The sequence below is a fragment of the uncultured Serinicoccus sp. genome (genome assembly GCF_947500995.1).
In the GTDB taxonomy this organism is placed as follows: domain Bacteria; phylum Actinomycetota; class Actinomycetes; order Actinomycetales; family Dermatophilaceae; genus Ornithinicoccus.
The window spans coordinates 81,572-103,076 of the sequence record NZ_CANMUA010000009.1; the positions used below are offsets into that span (position 1 = coordinate 81,572).

A 21,505-nucleotide genomic window follows, 5' to 3' on the forward strand; every position below is an offset into this window, starting at 1 on the left:
CTCGTCGTGACGGGCCTCGCAGCGCTCACGGCCCTGGTGGCGCTCTCCGGGGCGGCGACCGTCCCGGTGGCCGCGGTGCCCACGACGACGCCACGGGTGTCCCCCTCCGGCGCGCTGGTCTCGGTCCTGCTGGGCCTGCGCGCTGCCGAGGACGACGCCGCCGCGGGAGACCGTGGCAGCACCGCGCTGTGGGGGTGGCCGCTCGCGGGCGTCCCGCAGGTCGTGCGGGGTTTCGACCCGCCCGAGGAGCGGTGGGGGAGCGGCCACCGGGGCGTCGACCTCGCCGCTCTGGCCGGCGAGAGGGTGCTGGCGGTGGACGAGGGCGTCGTGACCTTCAGCGGGGAGGTCGCCGGGGTGGGCGTGGTGAGCGTGACCCATGCCAGCGGCCTGCGCAGCACCTACCAGCCGGTCGTGGACAGGGTGGCGCAGGGAGTACGGGTCGCCCGGGGCGACCCCCTCGGGCGGGTGGCGTCCGGGGGCCACTGCCCGGTCCACGACTGCCTGCACCTCGGGGCCGTGCGGGGTCGTGACGGCTACGTCGACCCGACGCCGCTGCTGCTCGGGGTGCAGCTGACCCTGCTCCCCCACGAGGGGTGAGCCACCGGGCGGACGGGTGCTGGACCGACGGCAGGAGCAGGTGGGACCAGGGCGGACGGATGAGGGGAGTCGCGGTCAGGCGCGTGGGTGGGCCCGCTGGGGGACGGACGCGGGGAGTCCCGGTCAGGCGCGCGGGTGCGCCTGCTGGTAGGCGGAGCGCAGGCGCTCCACCGACACGTGGGTGTAGATCTGGGTGGTCGCCAGGCTCGCATGGCCCAGGAGCTCCTGGACGGTGCGCAGGTCGGCGCCGCCCTCGAGCAGGTGGGTGGCCGCGCTGTGCCGTAGCCCGTGCGGCCCCAGGGGCGGGGTGTCCGGCAGGTGGGCGAGCAGGCCCTGCAGGCTGGACCTGACCTGCCGCTGGTCCACCCGGCGACCACGGCGCCCGAGGAAGAGCGCGGGACCCGACTCGGCCGTCACCAGGCGAGGGCGTCCGGCGTCGAGCCACGCCGTGGTCGCCTCGGTCGCGGGGGTGCCGAACGGCACGATGCGCTCCTTGCCGCCCTTGCCCAGCACCCGGGCGGTCCCGCTCCGCAGGTCCACGTCGTCGATGTCGAGGCCGGTCAGCTCGCCCACGCGCATCCCGGAGGCGTAGAGCAGCTCCAGCATGGCCCGGTTGCGCTGGTGCAGCGGGTCGTCGTCGTCGGCCGCGACGGCCGCGAGGTCCATGAGCGCAGCGGCCTGGGGGGCCCGCAGCACACCGGGCAGATAGGCGTCCTTCCCGGGGGCGAGCAGTCGCAGCGCGGGGTCGGCGGGAAGCCTTCCGGTGCGCTGCGCCCACCGGAAGAACGTCTTGGTGCAGGCCGCGCGACGGGAGACGCTGGACCGGGCCGCGCCCGCGGCGCCCAGCCCGGCCAACCAGGCGCGCAGGTCACCCAGCCGCACCGCGGCGGCGTCCGGCACCTCGCGGCGGGCCAGGAAGGTGTCCAGGGCGCGCAGGTCGGCCAGGTAGGCGCGCACGGTGTGCGGAGAGCGCCCCTTCTCGATCTCCAGGTGCTGCGCGAACTCCGCCAGCAGGCGCTCGCCGAGGACCCTCGGGGCCGGCGCCTCGACGTCGCCGCCGGATCCGCCTCGGTCGCTCACAGGACCGCGACCTGGCTCGTCACCCGTGCCAGCCGGGTGCCCGCCACCCGGTCGTGGGGACGCCACGACGCAGGCGCTCTCGTCGGGGGCGCGGACGGCATACCGGCGAGCCTGTCAGGCACCGCCGAGACGGTGCAGGCGGCGCGCCGCCTCGCGCAGAACCTCGTCCTGCTTGCAGAAGGCGAAGCGCACCAGGCTGCGCACCGGTGCGGGGTCGTCGCAGAACACGGAGACCGGCACGCCGACCAGGCCGAGCTCCTCCGGCATGCGGCGGCAGAAGTCCACCGCGTCCTCGACGCCGTGGGGGGCGAGGTCGGCGATGACGAAGTAGCTGCCCTGGCAGGGGCTGACCGGCACCCCGACCTCCCCGAGCGCGTCGACCAGCAGGTCCCGCTTGTCCTGCAGCTGTCGGGCGAAGCCGTGGAAGAACTCGTCGGGCATGGACAGGCCGTGGGCGACCGCCGGTTGCAGGTGCGTCACCCCGACGAAGGTGAGGAACTGCTTCACCGCCGCGACCGCATCCACCAGCTCCCGCGGCCCGCTCACCCAGCCCGTCTTCCACCCCGTGAGGGAGAAGGTCTTGCCCACCGACGAGATGGTCAGCGTCCGCTCGAACATCCCCGGCAGCGCGGCGACGGGGAGGTGGCGCCGCCCGTCGAAGACCAGGTGCTCGTAGACCTCGTCGGAGACGACCACGAGGTCGTGCTCGCGCGCGAGCGCGGCGATCCCCTCCAGCTCGGCGGCGGTGAAGACCTTGCCGGTCGGGTTGTGCGGGGTGTTGAGGACGAGGACGCGGGTGCGGTCGGTCACGGCCGCGCGCAGCTCATCGAGGTCGAGCGACAGGTCGGGGAAGCGCAGCTGCACGCTGCGGCGCACGCCGCCGGCCATCGCGACCGCAGCACCGTAGGAGTCGTAGGACGGCTCGATGACCAGGACCTCCTCGCCGGGCTCGACCAGGGCGATGAGGGAGGCGGCGATCGCCTCGGTCGCGCCGACCGTGACGAGGACCTGCGTCTGCGGGTCGAGCGGTATGCCGTACCACCGCTCCTGGTGCTCGGCCACCGCCTCGCGCAGCACGGGCAGGCCACGGGCCGGGGCGTACTGGTTGAGGCCCTCCTGCAGGCCGCGCGCCGCGAGGTCGAGCATCTCCTGTGGGCCGTCGGTGTCCGGGAAGCCCTGACCGAGGTTGACCGCGTCGAACTGCAGGGCACGCTGGGTCATCTCGGCGAAGACGCTGGTGCCGAACGGCTGGAGTCGCTGGACGAGAGGATCGCTCATCGGTCCACGGTAACGATTCGTCCGGAGGCGGGCCGCTGCCGTACCCTGGGCCCTACGTGCGTCTCCTCCTGCCCTCGGGCCGGTGCGACGCGCGAATTCGCGCCCGGGCGCGACCGGTGCACACCGCATACCTCCACGGTAGGCGGCTCGTCACCGGTGGCGCACCCCGCGGTCCCACGTCCGTGCCAGCACGGACGCGGGTGGGGAGCGTCCCCGGGCCAGGACACAACTGCCATCGAGAAGAAAGCGAGACACGGCATGGCCGTCGTCACCATGCGCCAGCTCCTGGAGAGCGGCGTCCACTTCGGGCACCAGACCCGTCGTTGGAACCCCAAGATGAAGCGCTTCATCATGACCGAGCGCAACGGCATCTACATCATCGACCTGCAGCAGTCGCTGACGTACCTCAACGAGGCGTACGACTTCGTCAAGCAGACCGTCGCGCACGGTGGGTCGATCATGTTCGTCGGCACCAAGAAGCAGGCCCAGGAGTCCATCGCCGAGCAGGCCACGCGGGTCGGGATGCCCTACGTCAACCACCGCTGGCTGGGCGGCATGCTCACCAACTTCCAGACCGTCTCCAAGCGCCTCACGCGCATGAAGGAGCTCGAGGAGATCGACTTCGACGACGTGGCCGGCAGCGGCCGCACGAAGAAGGAGCTCCTCATGATGCGGCGCGAGTACGAGAAGCTCGCCAAGACGCTCGGCGGTATCCGCGACATGCAGAAGGTGCCCTCGGCCGTCTGGGTCGTCGACACCAAGAAGGAGCACCTGGCCGTCACCGAGGCCCGCAAGCTCGGCCTGCCGGTCATCGCGATCCTCGACACCAACTGCGACCCGGACGAGGTCGACTACAAGATCCCGGGCAACGACGACGCGATCCGCTCCGTCACCCTGCTGACCCGCGTGGTCGCCGACGCGGTCGCCGACGGTCTCATCTCCCGCTCCGGCGGTAGCAGCGCCGCCACCGGCGAGGAGGCGGCCGCCAACGAGCCGATGGCCGAGTGGGAGCGCGAGCTGCTCGCCGGCTCCGAGGGGTCCGAGCCCACCGTCGGTGCCGAGCAGGCCACCTCCGAGGACGCGAACGCGGCCGCGGCGGGTGCCGAGGCCGAGGAGGCGCAGGCAGCCGACACCGCGGCGGAGACCGCCGACGCGACCGAGGCGGCGGCGGAGACCGCCGAGGCCGGGGAGCCCACCGAGGCGACCGCCGAGACCACCCAGTCCTGACCCCTCCCTCACGAAGGAGCAAGCAAGCACTCATGGCGAACTACACCGCCGCTGACATCAAGGCGCTGCGCGAGTCCACCGGCGCCGGGATGATGGACGTCAAGAAGGCGCTCGACGAGGCCGACGGCGACACCGCCAAGGCCACCGACATCCTGCGCGTCAAGGGCCTCAAGGGCGTGACCAAGCGCGAGGGTCGCTCCGCGACCAACGGGCTCGTCCGGGCCCAGGTCGACGGTGGCGTCGGCACCCTCGTCGAGGTCAACTGCGAGACCGACTTCGTGGCCAAGGGCCCGGTGTTCGGCGAGCTGGCCGACCGCGTCCTCGCCCAGGCCGTGGCCGTGCAGGCCGCGGACGTCGACGCCCTCCTGGCCTCCGACATGGACGGCAAGACCGTCAAGGACGTCCTGGACGACGCCAACGCCACCATCGGCGAGAAGATCGAGGTCCGTCGGGTGGCCCGCGTCGCGGGTGACCAGGTCGTGTCCTACCTGCACAAGACGATGCCCGACCTGCCCCCGCAGATCGGCGTCCTCGTCGCGACCTCCGGTGGCGACGAGCAGGTCGCTCGCGACATCGCGATGCACGTCGCGGCGTTCTCGCCCTCGGTCCTGACCCGGGACGAGATCGACGCCGACACGGTGGCCAACGAGCGCCGTATCGCCGAGGAGACCGCCCGCGAGGAGGGCAAGCCCGAGCAGGCGCTGCCCAAGATCATCGAGGGCCGGGTCAACGGCTTTTTCAAGGAGAACGTCCTCCTGGACCAGCCGTTCGCGAAGGACACCAAGAAGACGATCGCCAAGGTCGCCGAGGAGGCCGGCGCCGAGGTGACCGGCTTCGCGCGGTTCAAGGTCGGCGTCTGACGCCGGCTGAGCTCCGCTCAGCATTGACCGGAAGGCCGGGCCCCGCACCGTCGGGGCCCGGCCTTCCGGCGTCGCTGCCGGCGTGGGTCGGGCGGTATGCGGCAGGTGCGGGAACCTGTCCGGTCGGGTCGAGGTGGTCGGGGAGGTCCGGGGGAGGCAGGATGAGGCGGTGACCGCCGACCTGAGTGCCGAGCTGGTCGCCGTGGTGACCGCGGTCGACGACGACCGCCCCCTGGTGCTCACCTCGGGGGAACGCCCTCGGCTGCCGGCCGGGGCGCTGCGCTCGGAGCACCGCTCCATGCAGGCCGGGCTCAGCGCGTGGGTCGAGCAGCAGACGGGGCACCGGCTGGGCTACGTCGAGCAGCTCTACACCTTCGCCGACGGCGACCCGGGGGCGCGGCGTGCGGTCTCGGTCTCCTACCTCGGCCTCACCCGTGCCGTGTCCGGCCCGCTGTGGCGCGACTGGTACGCCTTCTTCCCCTGGGAGGACCACCGGGGGCTCGAGCAGCCAGGGACGTCGGGGGCCCTGCTGGTGGAGCGGACCGTGGCACCGCTGCTGACCGAGTGGGTCGAGAGCGCCCCTCGAGGGGAGCGGAGCGCCCGTCGGCGCCGGGCCGACATCTGCTTCGGCCTGGGCGGCCGTGCCTGGGCGCCCGAGCTGGCCCTGCAACGTTACGAGCTGCTCTGGGAGGCGGGCCTCATCCCCGAGGCCGGCGCGTCCCTGGTGCCGGGGGACCCCATGGAGTCCGACCACCGGCGCATCCTCGCCACCGCGCTGTCCCGCCTGCGCGCCACGATCCAGTACCGACCCGTGGTCTTCGAGCTCGTGCCCGAGACCTTCACCCTGGGCCGGCTGCAGCGCACGGTCGAGGCGCTCGCCGGGCGACGGCTGCACAAGCAGAACTTCCGGCGTCTGGTGACCGGGCAGGAGCTCGTCGAGGAGACGGGGCAGATCTCCGCGGACACCGGGGGCCGGCCGGCCCGCCTCTACCGCTTCCGCCGGGCCGTGCTGGACGAGCGGCAGGTGGCGGGCACCAAGCTCCCGACGCCCCGTTGAGGCAGCGGTGCCTGGGCCGGCGCGATCGCCGCACCCCGGCGCGTGTGGCAGGATCGAGCGACCGCCCCAGCCTCGATCACCGGAGGACCCCCATGCCCACGACCACGACCGCGCCCGCGCACCGGACCGCGACGAGCCACGACCTGTCTTCCCAGCACCCGGGTCGGGCGCGTCGAGTCCTGCTCAAGCTCTCCGGCGAGGCCTTCGGCGGGGGGCACGTCGGCGTCGACCCGGACGTGGTCAAGGGGATCGCCCACCAGATCGCGGACGCGCACCGCTCCGGGGTGCAGATCGCCGTGGTGATCGGCGGGGGCAACTTCTTCCGTGGCGCCGAGCTCCAGCAGCGGGGCATGGAGCGGGCCCGGGCGGACTACATGGGGATGCTGGGGACCGTGATGAACTGCCTCGCGCTGCAGGACTTCCTGGAGAAGGAGGGGGTGGACACCCGCGTGCAGACGGCGATCACCATGGGCCAGGTCGCCGAGCCCTACATCCCCCGTCGCGCCATGCGCCACCTCGAGAAGGGCCGGGTCGTCATCTTCGGCGCCGGCGCCGGTATGCCGTACTTCTCCACCGACACGGTCTCGGCGCAGCGGGCCCTGGAGATCAAGTGCGACCAGGTGCTCATGAGCAAGCACGGGGTGGACGGCGTCTACACCGCGGACCCGCGCACCGACGACCAGGCCCGCAAGCTGGAGGAGCTGACCTTCTCCGACGCCCTCGTCGGCAACCTGCGCGTCGTCGACGCCGCCGCGTTCAGCCTCTGCATGGACAACGAGCTGCCGATGCTCGTCTTCGGCATGGACGGCGAGGACTCCATCACCCGGGCGATCAAGGGTGAGAGGATCGGGACACTCGTGACGGCGGGCTGACCGCCGCACCGCCCCGCACCACCCGCACCACGACATACCACGCAAGGAGCACCCACGATGTCCGAGGTCGTCGAGATGGCCCTCATGGAGGCCGAGGAGAAGATGGACAAGGCGCTGGAGGTGGCCCGCGAGGACATGGCGTCCATCCGCACCGGTCGCGCCCACCCCGGCATGTTCACCAAGCTCGAGGTCGACTACTACGGTGCGCCGACCCCGCTGCAGCAGCTCGCCAGCTTCAGCATCCAGGACGCCCGCACGGTGCTCATCACCCCCTACGACAGGTCGGCGATGAAGGACATCGAGAAGGCGTTGCGCGAGGCCGACCTGGGGGCCAACCCGAGCAACGACGGCAACGCCATCCGCATCGTCATGCCGCAGCTCACCGAGGAGCGGCGGCGCGAGTACATCAAGCTGGCCCACGCCAAGGGCGAGGACGCCAAGGTCTCGGTGCGACACGTGCGTCGGCACGCCAAGGACGTCATCGACCGGGCCGTCAAGGACGGCGAGATCGGTGAGGACGACGGCAGCCGCGGGGAGAAGGAGCTCGAGGCGCTGACCCGGCGGCACGTCGAGGTCGTCGACGACATCCTCAAGCACAAGGAGGCCGAGCTGCTCGAGGTGTGAGCAGCTCAGCCCGAGGGGGAGGGACCCGATGACCGAGCCGAGCGCCACGGCCCCTGCGCCGGATGCCGGCACCCGGCGGGCGACGCGGGCGGCGGCCCGCCGTCCCCCGCGGGCCGGCCGCAACCTGCCGGCGGCCATCGCGGTCGGCGTCGGCCTGGTGCTCGTCATCCTGGCCAGCCTGGTCTTCTGGAAGCCCGCCTTCGTCTACCTCGTCACCGCTGCCGCGGTGGTCGGCGTCTGGGAGCTGGACCAGGCCCTGCGCACCGGGCGGGTCGACCCGCCCCGGGTGCCGGTCTTCGCCTCGGTCGGGCTGGTGCCGCTCGCCTACTACCAGGGGGCGGACGCGCTCGCGGTCGGCTTCGCCACCGCCACGGCGCTCATCCTGGTGTGGCGCAGCATCGGCTTCCCGCGGGACGCCGTCCGCGACGTCGCCGGCGGCGTCTACATCGTGGCCTACGTCCCCCTGCTCGCCGCCATCGCCTCGCTCATGCTGGCGCAGCCGGACGGCGTCGGTCGGATCATCACCTTCATCCTCGTCACCGTGGCCTCCGACACCGGAGGGTATGCCGTGGGCGTCCTGCGAGGTCGCACCCCCATGTCTCCCTCGCTGTCGCCGAAGAAGTCCTGGGAGGGCTTCGCCGGGTCCGTGGCCACGAGCGCGGTCGTGGGGGCCGTCTGCGTGTCCTGGCTTCTGGGCGGGGCCTGGTGGGCGGGACTCGTGGTGGGCACGTGCGCGGCCGCCTTCGCCACCGTCGGCGACCTCGCCGAGTCCGCGATCAAGCGGGACCTCGGCATCAAGGACATGAGCAGCATCCTGCCCGGCCACGGCGGGGTGATGGACCGGCTGGACTCCCTCGTCGTGACCGTGCCCGTCTGCTGGGCGCTGCTGCACCTGCTGGTCTGATTCCCTGAGACACTGGGAGGGCCATGACGACCGATCTCCCCGCCCCGACCGCCGACCGCCCCGTCCCCGGACAGCTCACCTTCAAGGCCCCCCGGCGCGGCAAGGCCCCGACGCACCTCGCCGACCACGACCTGGCGGGCCGCAAGGAATGGGCCACCGAGCTGGGCATCCCCGGGTTCCGCGCCGACCAGGTGAGCCGCCACTACTTCGAGCGGCTCGTCACCGACCCGGACCAGATGACCGACCTGCCGAAGGCCGGCCGACGTGAGCTCGTCGAGGGCCTGCTGCCCCCGCTGCTCACCCCCGTGCGGGCCCTGTCCGCCGACGACGGTGCCACGCTCAAGCAGGTCCACCGGCTGCACGACGGCGCCATGGTCGAGTCGGTGCTCATGCGCTACCCCGGTCGGGTGACGATGTGCATCTCCAGCCAGGCCGGGTGCGGGATGAACTGCCCCTTCTGCGCGACCGGCCAGGCGGGGCTCACCCGCAACCTGTCGACCGCGGAGATCGTCGAGCAGGTCGTCGCCGCGGCCCGGGCGCTGCGCCACGGCCAGCTGGCCGGGGGCGAGGGAGAGGGCGACGCGGCCGACCAGGTGCGGGTCAGCAACGTCGTCTTCATGGGGATGGGTGAGGCGCTGGCCAACTACAAGGCGTCCCTCGGGGCCATCCACCGCCTCGTCGACCCCTCCCCGCACGGCCTGGGCATGTCGGCGCGAGGTGTGACGATGTCGACGGTCGGACTGGCGCCGGCCATCGACAAGCTGGCGGGGGAGGGCATCCCCGTCACGCTGGCCCTGTCCCTGCACGCCCCGGACGACGAGCTGCGCGACGAGCTGGTGCCGATCAACACCCGCTGGAAGGTCGACGAGGCCCTCGACGCCGCCCGCCGCTACTTCGAGACGACGGGTCGGCGGGTGTCGATCGAGTACGCCCTCATCCGCGACATCAACGACCAGGCGTGGCGCGCCGACCTGCTGGGCGAGAAGCTCAACGCGCGCGGGCGCGGATGGGTGCACGTCAACCCCATCCCGCTGAACCCGACGCCGGGGAGCAAGTGGACCGCCTCCCGCCGCGGGGTCGAGCAGCAGTTCGTCGAGCGGCTGCTGGCCCACGGCATCCCCACGACCGTGCGCGACACCCGCGGGTCGGACATCGACGGCGCCTGCGGGCAGCTCGCGGCGACCGCCCAGCCCTCCTGAGGCACCTCAGCGGAGCAGGTCCGCAGCCTCCTCGACGGTGTCGACCAGGTGCAGGGCACCCGCCATCGGTCGGTCCGCGGCCAGCGCCTCCAGCAGCGGCCACACGGGCAGCCGGGTCGTCCAGTGCTCCCGGCCCACCAGGACCAGGGGGGTGAGCCCGTCCTCGGCGTCCACCTCGTAGTAGAGCCGGGTCGCCATCTGGAAGACCTCCTGCACGGTCCCGGCCGCCCCGGGCAGGACGACGAGGCCGTGCTGCGACTGCGCGAGGAGCAGGTCCTCGCGCAGCGCGTTGGAGAAGAACTTCGCGATGAGCTGGCCGAAGGCGTTGGGCGGTTCGTGACCGTAGTACCACGTGGGGATGCCCACGCTGCGCAGCCGCAGGGGGCCGCTGGCGTCACCGGTCCCGGCCTCGGCCCGAAGCCGCAGCGCCGGTAGCGCCCAGGCCCCGATGTCCGGTGCGAAGTCGGGCACGGCCCCCAGCACCTGCAGGGCGTGGTCGAGCAGCCCTTCGTCGACGGCCCAGGCGCCCAGGTTGGCCGCCTCCATGGCACCCGGACCTCCGCCGGTCAGGACCACGGCGCCGGCAGCGGCCAGACGGTGGCCGAGCAGGGCGGCTGCGGCGAAGTCCTCGCTCCCACGTCGGAGCGCGTGCCCGCCCATGACCCCGACGACCCTGCGGCCGCCCAGCGCGGCGACGAGGGCGTCGGTCATGGCGTCGTCGTGGATCGCCCGCAACGCGGTGACGTAGGCGTCGTGGCGGACGGTCGCGTCCTCGAACCAGCGGTAGGCGCGCGCGTCCGGGGTGCGCTCGTAGCCGTGCTCCTCCACCCCGGCGTAGAGCTCCTGGGCGGTGTAGAGGTGGGCGCGGTAGGGGTCGACGGGTGCGTGCGGCGCGGCGGGGAAGACCAGGGCTCCGGCCCGACGCAGGTGCGTCTCCACCTCCGCGTCCAGCCGGCCACCGAGCACGACCAGGTCGCCGAGGTCGTCGCGGGCCAGCAGGAGCTCCCGGTCGAGGGTGAGGTCGACGCCCTGGACGCGGAGGGGCGGCAGCGGGCCCTCCGTCCGCAGCCAGCGCCCCCAGGTGCCGGGGTCCTCCACCTCGCGGTCGTCCTCGCACGGGTGCGGCTCGACGCGGCCGTAGCGCACCTCGGACGTCTCGCCCGCACCGACCGGCCAGTCGCAGACCTGCTCGCTCACCGGACGCTGGCGCTGCTGCATACCGAGGGACCCTAACGGCCGACGTCCACGGCCCCCCGCACCGCCCGTCGCGCGCCGACGACCGCCCGGCGCCCGGCCCTGGCGCGCGGCCGCCCCGGGGGTGTGTGATGGCCCCATGAGCAGCGACGCCACCCCGCAGCAGGCCTACCGCGAGCAGGTCGCCTCCAGCCTCGCCGACCCCCGGGCCTTCTGGGAGCAGGCGGCGCGCGACATCGACTGGATCCACCGGCCGCGCGAGGTCCTCGACACCGGAGGTGCCCCGTTCTACCGCTGGTTCCCGGACGGGACCCTCAACGTCTGCTACAACGCCCTGGACCGGCACGTGGTGCACGGTCGCGCCGACCAGACGGCCCTCATCCACGACAGCCCGGTCACGGGCACGGTCCGCAGCTGGACCTACGCCGAGCTGCTCGACCTCGTGGCGCGTTTCGCCGGCGTGCTGCGCGACCTCGGGGTGGGCCGGGGCGACCGTGTCGTCGTCTACCTCCCGATGGTCCCCGAGGCGGTCATCACCATGCTGGCCTGCGCCCGCATCGGTGCGGTGCACTCCGTGGTGTTCGGGGGCTTCGCGCCCGCCGAGCTCGCCGCGCGCATCGAGGACGCGCGCCCCACGGTCGTCGTCTCGGCGAGCTGTGGCATCGAGCCGAGCCGGGTGGTGCCCTACAAGCCGATGCTCGACGAGGCGATCGCGCGGTCGGCGCACCAGCCCGACCACTGCGTCATCCTCCAGCGTGAGCAGCTGACCTGCGAGTTCGGGGAGCGCGACCTCGACTGGGCCAGCCTCATGCACCCCGACGCCGTCGCCCCGGCGGCGTGCGTCCCCGTGCAGGCGACGGACCCGCTCTACGTCCTCTACACCTCCGGCACGACCGGGCGGCCCAAGGGGATCGTGCGCGACAGCGGGGGGTATGCCGTCGCCCTGCGCTGGTCGATGACCCACCTCTACGGCGTCCAGCCGGGGGAGGCGTGGCTGTGCGGCTCCGACGTCGGCTGGGTGGTGGGGCACTCCTACATCGTCTACGCCCCGCTGCTCACCGGGGCCACGACCATCCTCTTCGAGGGCAAGCCGGTCGGCACCCCCGACGCCGGTGCCTACTGGAGGATGATCGCCCAGCACCGGGCGGTCGCGGCGTTCACCGCCCCGACCGCGATCCGGGCCATCAAGAAGCAGGACCCGCACGCCGAGCTCGTCCCCGGGCACGACCTCTCCACGTTGCGGGCGCTCTTCCTCGCCGGCGAGCGCCTGGACCCGGACACCTGGCAGTGGGCGTCCGACCACCTCGGCGTCCCGGTCGTCGACAACTGGTGGCAGACCGAGACCGGCTGGCCGATCGCCATCAACCCGGTCGGCCCCGACGGCGCGCTGCTCGACATCCGCCCCGGCAGCCCTGGCCCGGCCACCGTCGGCTACGACGTGCGCGTGCTGGACGAGCGGGGCGAGGAGGTGCCCGCCGGCACGGAGGGCGCGATCTGCCTGCGGCTGCCGCTGCCGCCCGGCACCCTGCCCACGCTGTGGCAGGACGACGAGCGCTACGTCTCCTCCTACCTGTCCGCCTACGACGGGTACTACCTGTCCGGCGACGGCGGCTACGTCGACGAGGATGGCTACGTCTTCGTCATGGGCCGCACCGACGACGTGCTCAACGTCGCGGGTCACCGGCTGTCCACGGGCGCGCTGGAGGAGGCGCTGGCCGGGCACCCCGCGGTCGCGGAGTGCGCCGTCATCGGCGTGGCCGACGAGCTCAAGGGGCAGGTGCCCCGCGCCCTGGTCGTGCTCAAGTCCGGGATCGACCCGGACGAGGCCGCAGAGGAACGCCTCCGGGAGGAGCTCGTGGCCCGGGTCCGGGCCGAGGTCGGTCCCGTGGCCTCCCTGCGCCAGGTGGACGTCGTGGAGGCGCTGCCCAAGACGCGGTCGGGCAAGATCCTGCGCCGGACCATGCGTCAGATCGCGGACGGCGACACCCCGATGGTGCCCTCGACGATCGAGGACGTCGCGGTCCTCGACGAGCTGCGGCCGGTGCTCCGGGGGTGACCGCCCCGGCGACCTGTGGACAACTCTCCCCGGGGCGGCGGCGGCTGTCCTAGCCTCGGTGTCAGCCGGGCCTGACGGGCGCGGCGTGAGACCGAGGGGGAGCACACATGGGGTATGCCGTGCGCGTGGACGCCGAGCACCTGCGGGCCGCGGCCGGGGAGCTGGACGCGGCCGGGGGAGCGCTGGAGGAGGTCGCCGACGGGCTCGCCCGCGCCCTGGTGAGCGTGTCCGCGGCGGCCGGCGGGGGTCTGCTCAGCCAGGCGGCGACCGACGCCTCCGGTCGCTGGCGCTCGGGGCTCCGCGAGGTCGCCGGGCAGGGGGAGTCGCTGGCGCGGGCGGTGCGGCAGGCGCGGGCCGACTACCTCGAGCTGGAGAGGTCCCTGGCCGGGGGGTGGGCCCGCGGGCCCAGGACGGGGCTGGTGCCGTGAGCACCTCGGTGCTGAGGACGTCGCCGGAGGAGATGGAGCGGGCGGCGCGGCGGCTGCGGGCGGCGGGGGACCAGATCGAGGTCGCGGCCGACCGCCTGCTGAGCGGCGTCCCGCAGGAGCCGGGGTGGTCCGGGCTCGCCGCCTGGCAGGCCGTCGCTCGGGCCCGTGCCGTGCACCGGGTCACCCGCGCGGCGGCAGCCCCGCCCCGGGAGGCGGCGGCGGCCGTGCTGGACTGTGCGGCCGCGGCACGGGTGGCGACCCAGGAGGTGCACCGGTGGACCCGGCGGGCCGAGCGGGCCCGGGCCGAGGTCCTGGCGCTGCAGCTCCCGGGACCGCAGCCCGAGCCCGGGCTCGAGCTGCTCCGGCGGCGCCGGATCGATGAGCTCCAGCACGACGAGGCGCTCGCCCGGCGCCGGGTCGCCGCCGCCGAGGACGAGTTCCGGGAGCAGGAGCGCGGCACCGCTCGCCGGGTGGCGCAGGCCTGGGACGTCCTCGGGGAGATGCGCGACCTGGCGACCGCGCCCAGGAAGGCCGTGGAGGCGTTCGGGTATGCCTGGGGGACCGGTGAGCGGGTCGTCCGCACCACCCAGGTCGTCGTCCAGCTGGCGCGGGCCCGCTGGTCCCGGGCCGCCGACGTGCGGCGGCAGGCGCTGCGCCGGGCCGCGCACGCGCTGAGCCGGCTGCGTGCCCTGGTGCGGGTCCGCGGAGGGGCCGTCCTCGGGCGGGTGGCGCTCGTGCCGGGGCCGCACCGCCTGGTCACGGCCTGGCTCGGGGCGTGGGGCGACGTGCGCGACGGAGGTGGCTACGCCGGGTGGCGGGGTGAGGTGACGAGGGGTCTCGCTGCCGCCGGGATCGTCGGAGGGTTCATGGTGGTGCCGGGCACCTTCGTCCACCCCGTGGTCGGTGGGGTCGGCGTCGGCCTCCTCACGGCGTGGACGGCCTGGTCGTTGGGCAACGCCGCCTGGGACGGTGGCTCGGCCCTCGTCCGGTATGCCCGGAGGCACGGCCCGCCCTTCCTGCAGCGGACCGGTCGAGGGGTGGCCGTCGCGTCGCAGCGGGCCCTGAGTCGGCTGCGGGGGGTTCGCGAGAGCCTCCTCGGACCCGCCGGCGTCCGCCACCGGGTCGTGGGGCTGCCCGCGGGGAGGGTGCGGCTGCCCTCCCGCGAGCTGGTCGACCGCCTCGTCGGTCGCCTTCCCGGGACGGAGCCGGTCCGCGAGTGGTGGCGCAGGGCGGGCGACCCGCTGCTCATGCCGGTCGTCCGTGCGCCCGTGCTGCCCGGCCCGGTGCGCCTCGGGCGGTGGCTCCCGTGAGCGACCTGGACGCCCGGCCCGAGACCGGGACCACCCCGCCCGGTCCCGGCCTCCCGGGTGGGCCGGTCCTGGTGGTGACAGCCGTCGAGCTCGAGCTGCTCGAGGACGCGCACGACCGGTCGCTCGACCCCGCCACTCTCGACGAGGGTGCTGCCCGGCTCGGCACCGTCACCGGCCCGACACCGCGCGCCTGCCCCCCTGCGGCCCAGGAGCGGCCCCGGCCGGCCCGTGCCGAGGCGCTGCTGTCGCTGCAGGGTAGAGGTCTGCTCGACGCCGACGGCGCGCTCACGGCCGGGACCGCGCTCACCGACCTCGTGCTGGTCATGCTCGACGTCCGGGTCGCCGCCGAGGCCCTGCTCGTCGTGGAACGGCGGCTCGCCGGGGCCGAGGACCGCCCTGACCTACGTCTCCTGCACCTCGTCGCGGCCGGTGGCGTGGTCGAGGACCTGCACGCGGGTGGGTGGCACGGGCTGGACCTGCTCGTCGACCCGGGACAGCTGGCCGAGGAGGCCCTCGCCCCGGTGCTGCCCCCGGACGCGCGAGCGGGTCGGGGTGAGCCGGTGGTGCTGGACCCGGAGGATCCGGACGCCGCGGCGGCCGCGCTCGGGGCGGGCCTGCTGGCCGAGCTCACGCTCGCGCGCCCCGGCTCGGGGACCGAGGAGTCGGTCCTGCTCGCCGTCGGGGAGTCGGGCTGCCACGTCGCCTGGGCCCCCGCCACGCCGCGAGAGGGTCCGTCCACGGCAGGCGTCCTGGACGACCGTCCCGCCGCACCGCCGAGGCTGACCTTCGCCCCGACGTCACCGGACGCGCTGCGTGCGCTGGTGCGCGAGTGGGTGTCGCGGGTGGTCGAGCCGGTGCCGCTGCCCCGCCACGCGCCGGGCTGACGGCGCCGGCAGGCACAATGACCGGTGTGAGCGCACGCACCCTGACCATCCTCGGCTCGACCGGCTCGATCGGCACCCAGGCCATCGACGTCGTCCGCGCGCACCCCGACCGGTTCCGGGTGCAGGCCCTGGCGGCGGGGGGGAGCGACCTGCGGCTGCTCGCGGCCCAGGCCGTCGAGCTCGAGGTCCCGCAGGTGGCCGTCGCCCGGGAGGACGGCGCGGTGGGCGCCGACCTCAAGGAGGCCCTGTCGGAGGCCGCCCGCGCGGCGGGGCGGCCGGCATACCGGCCCGAGGTCCTCACGGGGGCCGAGGGGGTGGTGCAGGTCTCGGGTGCAGGGGCCGACGTCGTGCTCAACGGGGTCACCGGCAGCATCGGCCTGCGCCCGACCCTCGCCGCGCTGGGCGCGGGCAGCACCCTCGCCCTGGCCAACAAGGAGTCCCTCATCGTCGGCGGCCGCCTCGTCACCGGTGCCGCCGCGCCCGGGCAGATCGCGCCGGTCGACTCCGAGCACAGCGCCATCGCGCAGGCGCTGCGGTCCGGGCGGGCGGACGAGGTGCGCCGGCTGGTGCTCACCGCCAGCGGGGGACCCTTCCGCGGCATGACCCGGGACGAGCTGGCGCAGGTCACCCCGCAGCAGGCGCTGGCCCACCCTACTTGGGACATGGGGCAGGTGGTCACCACCAACTCGGCGACCCTGGTCAACAAGGGCCTGGAGGTCATCGAGGCCCACCTGCTTTTCGACATCCCGTTCGACGCCATCGACGTGGTGGTGCACCCCCAGTCGGTCGTGCACTCCATGGTCGAGTTCGTCGACGGCTCGACGATCGCGCAGGCCTCGCCCCCGACCATGCACATCCCCATCGCGCTCGGGCTGGCCTGGCCGGACCGCCTGCCCGACGTCGCCCCGGCCTGCGACTGGGGCCGTGCCACCAGCTGGGACTTCATCCCGCTGGACGACGAGGCCTTCCCCGCGGTGAGGCTCGCTCGTCAGGTCGGTCAGGAGGGCGGCACCTTCCCGGCCGTCTACAACGCCGCCAACGAGGTGTGTGTCGCCGCGTTCCACGCCGGCATGCTGCCCTTCACCGGCATCGTCGACACCGTGGCCGCGGTCGTGGAGGAGCATGCCGGGAACTCCACCGGCGCCGCAGGTGTTGATCTCTCGGTGGACCAGGTGCTGGCCGCCGACACGTGGGCGCGAGGTGCCGCCGCCCACCGCATCCAGTCCCCCGGCCGGGGCTGAGGAGGAGGTTCGCATGCTCTACCTGCTCGGTGTGCTCGTGGTCTTCGTGGGCATCGCCGTCTCCATCGCCCTGCACGAGATCGGTCACCTCGTCCCGGCCAAGCTCTTCAAGGTCCGGGTGACCCAGTACATGGTCGGCTTCGGCCCCACGCTCTGGTCCCGCACCCGGGGGGAGACCGAGTACGGCGTCAAGGCGATCCCGCTCGGCGGCTACATCCGGATGATCGGGATGTTCCCGCCCCGCGCGGGCGACGGGGGCCGGCTGCGGGCGAGCAGCTCCAACCCGCTGCACCTCATGGTCGAGCAGGCCCGGGAGGAGTCGTTGGAGGAAGTCGGGCCCGGTGACGAGGACCGCGTGTTCTACCGGCTGCCCGTCTGGAAGCGCATCGTCGTCATGGCCGGTGGTCCCCTCATGAACCTCGCGATCAGCGCCGTGCTCATCACCCTGCTGCTGACCGTGCAGGGCCTCTCCGTCGGGACGCCGACCGTGAGCCAGGTGGCCGCCTGCGCCAACACGGACGTGGCGGACGAGGACTGCGACGGCCAGCCCGCCTCACCGGCGGCCGAGGCAGGGTTCGAGGTCGGCGACACCATCGTCTCCGTCGACGGCACCCCCGTCGAGGACTGGGCCTCGACCACCTACGCCATCCAGAACGCCGGCGAGCAGGCGACCTTCGTCGTCGAGCGCGACGGCAGCGCCCAGACCCTCACCGCCGACCTGGTGCTGCGGGAGCGACCCCTCGTGACCGCCGAGGGGGAGCCGGTGCTGGACGACGAGGGGGAGCTGGTCTACGGGGAGGTCGGCTTCCTGGGCGCCTCCCCGACCGTCGTCAACGAGCCGCAGCCGCTCACCTCGGTCCCGCCCGTCGTGGGGGAGATGTTCACCGGGACGGCGGGGATCGTCCTCACCCTGCCGGAGCGCATGGTGGACGTGGCGCAGGCCGCGTTCGGCGCCGAGGAGCGCGACCCCAACGGACCCATGTCGGTCGTCGGGGTCGGGCGGGTGGCCGGCGAGGTCACCCACGACGGGCTGAACGGCCTGGTGGAGACCGCCCAAGAGCGGTTCTGGCTGTTGGTGTCCCTGCTGGCCTCGCTCAACATGGCGCTCTTCGTCTTCAATCTCATCCCCCTGCTGCCGCTGGACGGCGGGCACATCGCCGGGGCCCTGTGGGAGGGCGTGAAGAAGACCTGGGCGCGGGTGCTGCGCCGACCCGCGCCCGGCCCGGTGGACACGGCTGCCGCCCTGCCCGTCGCGTATGCCGTGGCCCTCGGTCTCCTGGGCATGACCGTGCTGCTCATCTACGCCGACATCGTCCGCCCCGTGCAGATCGGCTGACGCGCCCAGCGGTCACCCAGGGAGACACCAGCCCGGGGTGCGACAATAGGCGCATGACTGCTGGTGTCCCCATCTCGCTCGGTATGCCCTCCGCCCCGCCCCCCGTCCTCGCGCCCCGGCGCCCGACCCGCAAGATCAAGGTGGGCAAGGTGGAGGTGGGCGGCGACGCCCCGATCTCGGTCCAGTCGATGACGACCACGCCGACGACCGACATCAACGCGACGCTGCAGCAGATCGCCGAGCTCACGGCGACCGGGTGCGACATCGTGCGCGTGGCCTGCCCCAGCCAGGACGACGCCGACGCACTCCCGGCGATCGCGAAGAAGTCGCAGATCCCGGTGATCGCCGACATCCACTTCCAGCCCAAGTACGTCTACGCGGCGATCGACGCCGGGTGCGCGGCCGTCCGGGTCAACCCGGGCAACATCCGCAAGTTCGACGACCAGGTCAAGCAGATCGCGCGGGCCGCCAAGGACGCGGGCGTCTCGATCCGCATCGGGGTCAACGCCGGGTCGCTGGACAAGCGGCTGCTGGACAAGTACGGCAAGCCGACCGCTGAGGCGCTCGTGGAGTCCGCGGTGTGGGAGGCGAGCCTCTTCGAGGAGCACGACTTCCACGACTTCAAGATCTCGGTCAAGCACAACGACCCGGTCGTCATGGTGCGTGCCTACGAGATGCTCTCGGAGCGGGGCGATTGGCCGCTGCACCTCGGGGTCACCGAGGCGGGCCCGGCGTTCCAGGGCACCATCAAGTCCTCGGTCGCCTTCGGGGCGCTGCTGTCGCAGGGCATCGGCGACACCATCCGGGTCTCGCTGTCCGCCCCGCCTGTCGAGGAGGTCAAGGTCGGCAACCAGATCCTGCAGAGCCTCAACCTCAAGCCGCGCAAGCTGGAGATCGTCTCCTGCCCCTCGTGCGGGCGGGCGCAGGTCGACGTCTACACCCTCGCCGAGGAGGTCACCGCGGGCCTGGAGGGCCTCGAGGTGCCGCTGCGGGTGGCCGTGATGGGCTGCGTCGTCAACGGCCCGGGCGAGGCCCGGGAGGCCGACCTGGGGGTCGCCTCGGGCAACGGCAAGGGACAGATCTTCGTCAAGGGCGAGGTCATCAAGACCGTGCCCGAGAGCCAGATCGTGGAGACCCTGCTGGACGAGGCCATGCGGATCGCCGAGGAGATGGGCGAGCCCGAGGACGGCGCCGGCTCGGCGACCGGCGCCACCGTCACCGTCGGGTGACGCGCCGGCACCTGGCCATTGGGTAACGTCTGGTCATGGCACCGGACCCCATCAGCCGGCAGACCGCCCGCCAGTCGACGTGGCACGAGGTGTGCCGCGCGTTCCACCTCGTGGACCGCACCGACCTGACCGTGGTGCACGAGCACATGCCGTCCGGCACCGCCGCCCAGCCGCACACCCACGACCGGGGCCGCCAGTTCTTCTACGTGCTCGCGGGCACCGGCACGATGACGCTCGGGCGCCGCGAGGTGCAGGTGCCTCCGGAGTCCGGCATCGAGGTGCCGCCCCGCACCCGGCACTTCATGCGCAACGACGGCGACGACGACCTCGAGATGATCGTCATCACGACCCCGCGGGCCAGCGGCTCGCCGCACGTGCGGGACCGCCCCTTGGGCCGGGACCGCGGTGGTCTGGTCGTGGGGTCGCACCTGCGGCGGACCCGCCGCAGCGACCTCGGGGCCGTGGTGAGCTTCGAGGAGGCGATGGACACCAGCCCCTTCCTCGGCCAGGGCGGGCACGACTGGCACGAGCAGGCGCTGCAGGACCCGGACCTCGAGCACTGGGTCCTCGTCGACCGGCTCGACCGGGTCATCGCCTTCGGCATCCTCGTCGGGGTCAGCGGTGGTGACGTCGTGGAGATCCGCCGCATGGTCGTGGCCCCGGAGGGCCGGGGTCAAGGACTGGGCCGGTTGCTCCTGCGCCACCTGCTGGAGCACGCGTTGGTCGGCCCCGGGGTGCGCCGGGTCTGGCTGGACGTGAGCGCCGACAACACCCGTGCCCGGTCGCTCTACCGCACCTTCGGGTTCGTCGAGAAGCCGCCGCCGCCGGACGCCACGCTGCTCGAGAACGGCGTCTACATGGAGTGGGGCGACACCCACCGCATACCCTTGAGCAGGTGACTGCTCCCGGGTTCCTGCCGCTGCGCCAGCTCGTCCTCGTCGACCTGCTCGGGCTCATGCTCGCCGTCCGCCCGGGGGAGCGCGCGGTCATCGCCCTGGACGGCCCGGACGGGGTGGGGAAGACACGGCTGGCGGCCGAGCTGGTGGCGCTCGCCCCGCACGTGGCCGGACGGGAGCTGCACGCGGTCTCGGTGGACGGCTTCCACCACCCCCGTGAGGAGCGCTACGCGCGCGGCCGCACGGGCCTGACCTGCTACCAGGACTCCTACGATTACGACGCCCTGCGCCGGGCGGTGCTGTGGCCGTTCCGGGCGGGCGAGGACATCGTGCCCGCGGTCTTCGACGTCCACCGCGACGAAGCCGTGTCCGCCGACCCGGTCGCCCTCTCCTCCGACGCCGTGCTGCTCGTGGAGGGGGTCTTCCTGCGGCGTCCGGAGCTGCGCGGCGAGTGGGACGCGACCTGCCTGGTCACCGCGCCGGAGTCGGTGACGGTGCCGCGGGGCAACGCCCGGTTCCCCGGCTCCCGCGTGTCCGGTGACGGCCTGCCCGGGCATCCGGCGAACGCGCGCTACGTTGAGGCGCAGCGCCTCTACCGGTTGCAGGCCCGCACCTGGGCGCCGGAGTGGATCGTCGACAACACCGACCTGCAACGGCCGGAGCTGGTCTGGCCGGACCCCGACGAGCCCCAGTGGTTCGACCAGTGACAGGAGGGACCCGCATGGCCCTGGCGCCGCTGCCCTACGCCGCCTCGCGCAGCATCCTCGTGCGGGCGGCCCCCGAGCGGATCTTCACCGAGCTCGTCGACTTCCGGCGCTGGCGGGACTGGTCGCCGTGGGAGGCGCTGGACCCGCGGATGCACCGCAGCTACTCGGGGCCCAAGTCGGGGGTCGGGTCGGAGTATGCCTGGGACGGCAGCACCAAGGCCGGTGCCGGGTCGATGCGGATCAGCGGGGCGCAGGCGCCGCGCTCGGTGCAGATCGACCTGCACTTCGAGAAGCCCTTCCCGACCGACACCGACATCCGCTTCGACCTCGTGCCCCAGCCGGAGGAGGAGCGGACCCTGGTCACCTGGAGCATGGCCGGTCGGCACACCGGCGTCATGCGGGTGCTCGGTCGGGTCCTGTCGATGGACCGGCTCGTCGGCAAGGACTTCGAGCGGGGCCTGGCCCGGCTCAAGGACCTCGTCGAGCGCTGAGCCCCTCAGCACCGGCGTCGCCCGTGGTCGTCGCG

Annotated in this window: 21 protein-coding genes; 18 read left to right on the top strand and 3 right to left on the bottom strand. The window is 73.5% G+C overall.

Annotation, left to right across the window (positions count from 1 at the left end; translation table 11 throughout):
- Positions 1–6: 6 nt before the first annotated feature.
- Complete coding sequence (locus tag Q0967_RS14490) at positions 7–597, top strand: M23 family metallopeptidase (RefSeq protein WP_298751033.1); 591 nt, start codon at positions 7–9, stop codon at positions 595–597.
- 123 nt (positions 598–720) lie between these two features.
- Here the strand turns inward: Q0967_RS14490 and Q0967_RS14495 are convergent, their stop codons facing one another.
- Both Q0967_RS14495 and Q0967_RS14500 read right to left on the bottom strand, forming a co-directional pair.
- Complete coding sequence (locus Q0967_RS14495; RefSeq protein WP_298751035.1) at positions 721–1,677, bottom strand: tyrosine recombinase XerC; 957 nt, start codon at positions 1,675–1,677, stop codon at positions 721–723.
- A 114-nt stretch (positions 1,678–1,791) separates the two neighbouring features.
- Complete coding sequence (locus tag Q0967_RS14500; RefSeq protein ID WP_298751037.1) at positions 1,792–2,955, bottom strand: pyridoxal phosphate-dependent aminotransferase; 1,164 nt, start codon at positions 2,953–2,955, stop codon at positions 1,792–1,794.
- Between the two features lie 258 nt (positions 2,956–3,213).
- On the opposite strand from Q0967_RS14500, the gene rpsB reads away from it, so the two are divergent.
- The 7 genes from rpsB to rlmN all read left to right on the top strand — a co-directional run bounded on the left by rpsB (position 3,214) and on the right by rlmN (position 9,698).
- Positions 3,214–4,182: a 30S ribosomal protein S2 gene (gene rpsB, locus Q0967_RS14505; protein WP_298751038.1), complete on the top strand. Its 969-nt coding sequence runs from the start codon at positions 3,214–3,216 to the stop codon at positions 4,180–4,182.
- Between the two features lie 32 nt (positions 4,183–4,214).
- Positions 4,215–5,042, top strand: coding sequence for a translation elongation factor Ts (gene tsf, locus Q0967_RS14510; protein ID WP_298751041.1), 828 nt, complete (start codon positions 4,215–4,217; stop codon positions 5,040–5,042).
- A 169-nt stretch (positions 5,043–5,211) separates the two neighbouring features.
- Positions 5,212–6,099 (top strand): NrtR DNA-binding winged helix domain-containing protein, encoded by an 888-nt coding sequence (locus Q0967_RS14515; protein ID WP_298751043.1) that lies wholly within the window; start codon positions 5,212–5,214, stop codon positions 6,097–6,099.
- Between the two features lie 92 nt (positions 6,100–6,191).
- On the top strand, positions 6,192–6,971 hold the full coding sequence (gene pyrH, locus Q0967_RS14520; protein WP_298751045.1) for a UMP kinase: 780 nt from the start codon (positions 6,192–6,194) through the stop codon (positions 6,969–6,971).
- Positions 6,972–7,028: 57 nt separating this feature from the next.
- Positions 7,029–7,595 (top strand): ribosome recycling factor, encoded by a 567-nt coding sequence (frr, locus tag Q0967_RS14525; RefSeq protein ID WP_298751047.1) that lies wholly within the window; start codon positions 7,029–7,031, stop codon positions 7,593–7,595.
- Positions 7,596–7,623: 28 nt separating this feature from the next.
- A complete protein-coding gene (locus Q0967_RS14530; protein WP_298751049.1) occupies positions 7,624–8,499 on the top strand; it encodes a phosphatidate cytidylyltransferase in 876 nt (291 codons plus the stop codon).
- A 23-nt stretch (positions 8,500–8,522) separates the two neighbouring features.
- A complete protein-coding gene (rlmN, locus tag Q0967_RS14535) occupies positions 8,523–9,698 on the top strand; it encodes a 23S rRNA (adenine(2503)-C(2))-methyltransferase RlmN (RefSeq protein WP_298751051.1) in 1,176 nt (391 codons plus the stop codon).
- Between the two features lie 6 nt (positions 9,699–9,704).
- Here the strand turns inward: rlmN and Q0967_RS14540 are convergent, their stop codons facing one another.
- Entirely contained in the window at positions 9,705–10,916 is a 1,212-nt protein-coding gene (locus Q0967_RS14540; RefSeq protein WP_298751053.1) for an LOG family protein, read from the bottom strand.
- Between the two features lie 115 nt (positions 10,917–11,031).
- Here Q0967_RS14540 and Q0967_RS14545 point away from each other — a divergent pair, with 115 nt between their 5' ends.
- The 10 genes from Q0967_RS14545 to Q0967_RS14590 all read left to right on the top strand — a co-directional run bounded on the left by Q0967_RS14545 (position 11,032) and on the right by Q0967_RS14590 (position 21,470).
- Complete coding sequence (locus tag Q0967_RS14545; protein ID WP_298751055.1) at positions 11,032–12,948, top strand: acetate--CoA ligase; 1,917 nt, start codon at positions 11,032–11,034, stop codon at positions 12,946–12,948.
- 107 nt (positions 12,949–13,055) lie between these two features.
- Entirely contained in the window at positions 13,056–13,376 is a 321-nt protein-coding gene (locus Q0967_RS14550) for a WXG100 family type VII secretion target (RefSeq protein ID WP_299450693.1), read from the top strand.
- Entirely contained in the window at positions 13,373–14,686 is a 1,314-nt protein-coding gene (locus Q0967_RS14555) for a hypothetical protein (protein ID WP_298751058.1), read from the top strand. The genes Q0967_RS14550 and Q0967_RS14555 overlap by 4 nt, the downstream gene beginning before the upstream one ends.
- Positions 14,683–15,570, top strand: coding sequence for a hypothetical protein (locus Q0967_RS14560; RefSeq protein ID WP_298751060.1), 888 nt, complete (start codon positions 14,683–14,685; stop codon positions 15,568–15,570). The genes Q0967_RS14555 and Q0967_RS14560 overlap by 4 nt, the downstream gene beginning before the upstream one ends.
- A 17-nt stretch (positions 15,571–15,587) precedes the next feature.
- On the top strand, positions 15,588–16,811 hold the full coding sequence (gene dxr / locus Q0967_RS14565; RefSeq protein ID WP_298751063.1) for a 1-deoxy-D-xylulose-5-phosphate reductoisomerase: 1,224 nt from the start codon (positions 15,588–15,590) through the stop codon (positions 16,809–16,811).
- 13 nt (positions 16,812–16,824) lie between these two features.
- Positions 16,825–18,147 (top strand): RIP metalloprotease, encoded by a 1,323-nt coding sequence (locus Q0967_RS14570; RefSeq protein WP_298751065.1) that lies wholly within the window; start codon positions 16,825–16,827, stop codon positions 18,145–18,147.
- 53 nt (positions 18,148–18,200) lie between these two features.
- Positions 18,201–19,376, top strand: a complete 1,176-nt coding sequence (gene ispG / locus Q0967_RS14575) for a flavodoxin-dependent (E)-4-hydroxy-3-methylbut-2-enyl-diphosphate synthase (protein ID WP_298751067.1) — start codon at positions 18,201–18,203, stop codon at positions 19,374–19,376.
- A 35-nt stretch (positions 19,377–19,411) separates the two neighbouring features.
- Entirely contained in the window at positions 19,412–20,275 is an 864-nt protein-coding gene (locus tag Q0967_RS14580) for a GNAT family N-acetyltransferase (protein ID WP_298751069.1), read from the top strand.
- Positions 20,272–20,979: a uridine kinase gene (locus Q0967_RS14585; protein ID WP_298751071.1), complete on the top strand. Its 708-nt coding sequence runs from the start codon at positions 20,272–20,274 to the stop codon at positions 20,977–20,979. The genes Q0967_RS14580 and Q0967_RS14585 overlap by 4 nt, the downstream gene beginning before the upstream one ends.
- Positions 20,980–20,993: 14 nt before the next feature.
- Positions 20,994–21,470 carry an SRPBCC family protein gene (locus Q0967_RS14590; RefSeq protein ID WP_298751073.1) on the top strand — a complete coding sequence of 159 codons (477 nt, stop codon included), beginning with the start codon at positions 20,994–20,996 and terminating at the stop codon, positions 21,468–21,470.
- Positions 21,471–21,505: the final 35 nt, after the last annotated feature.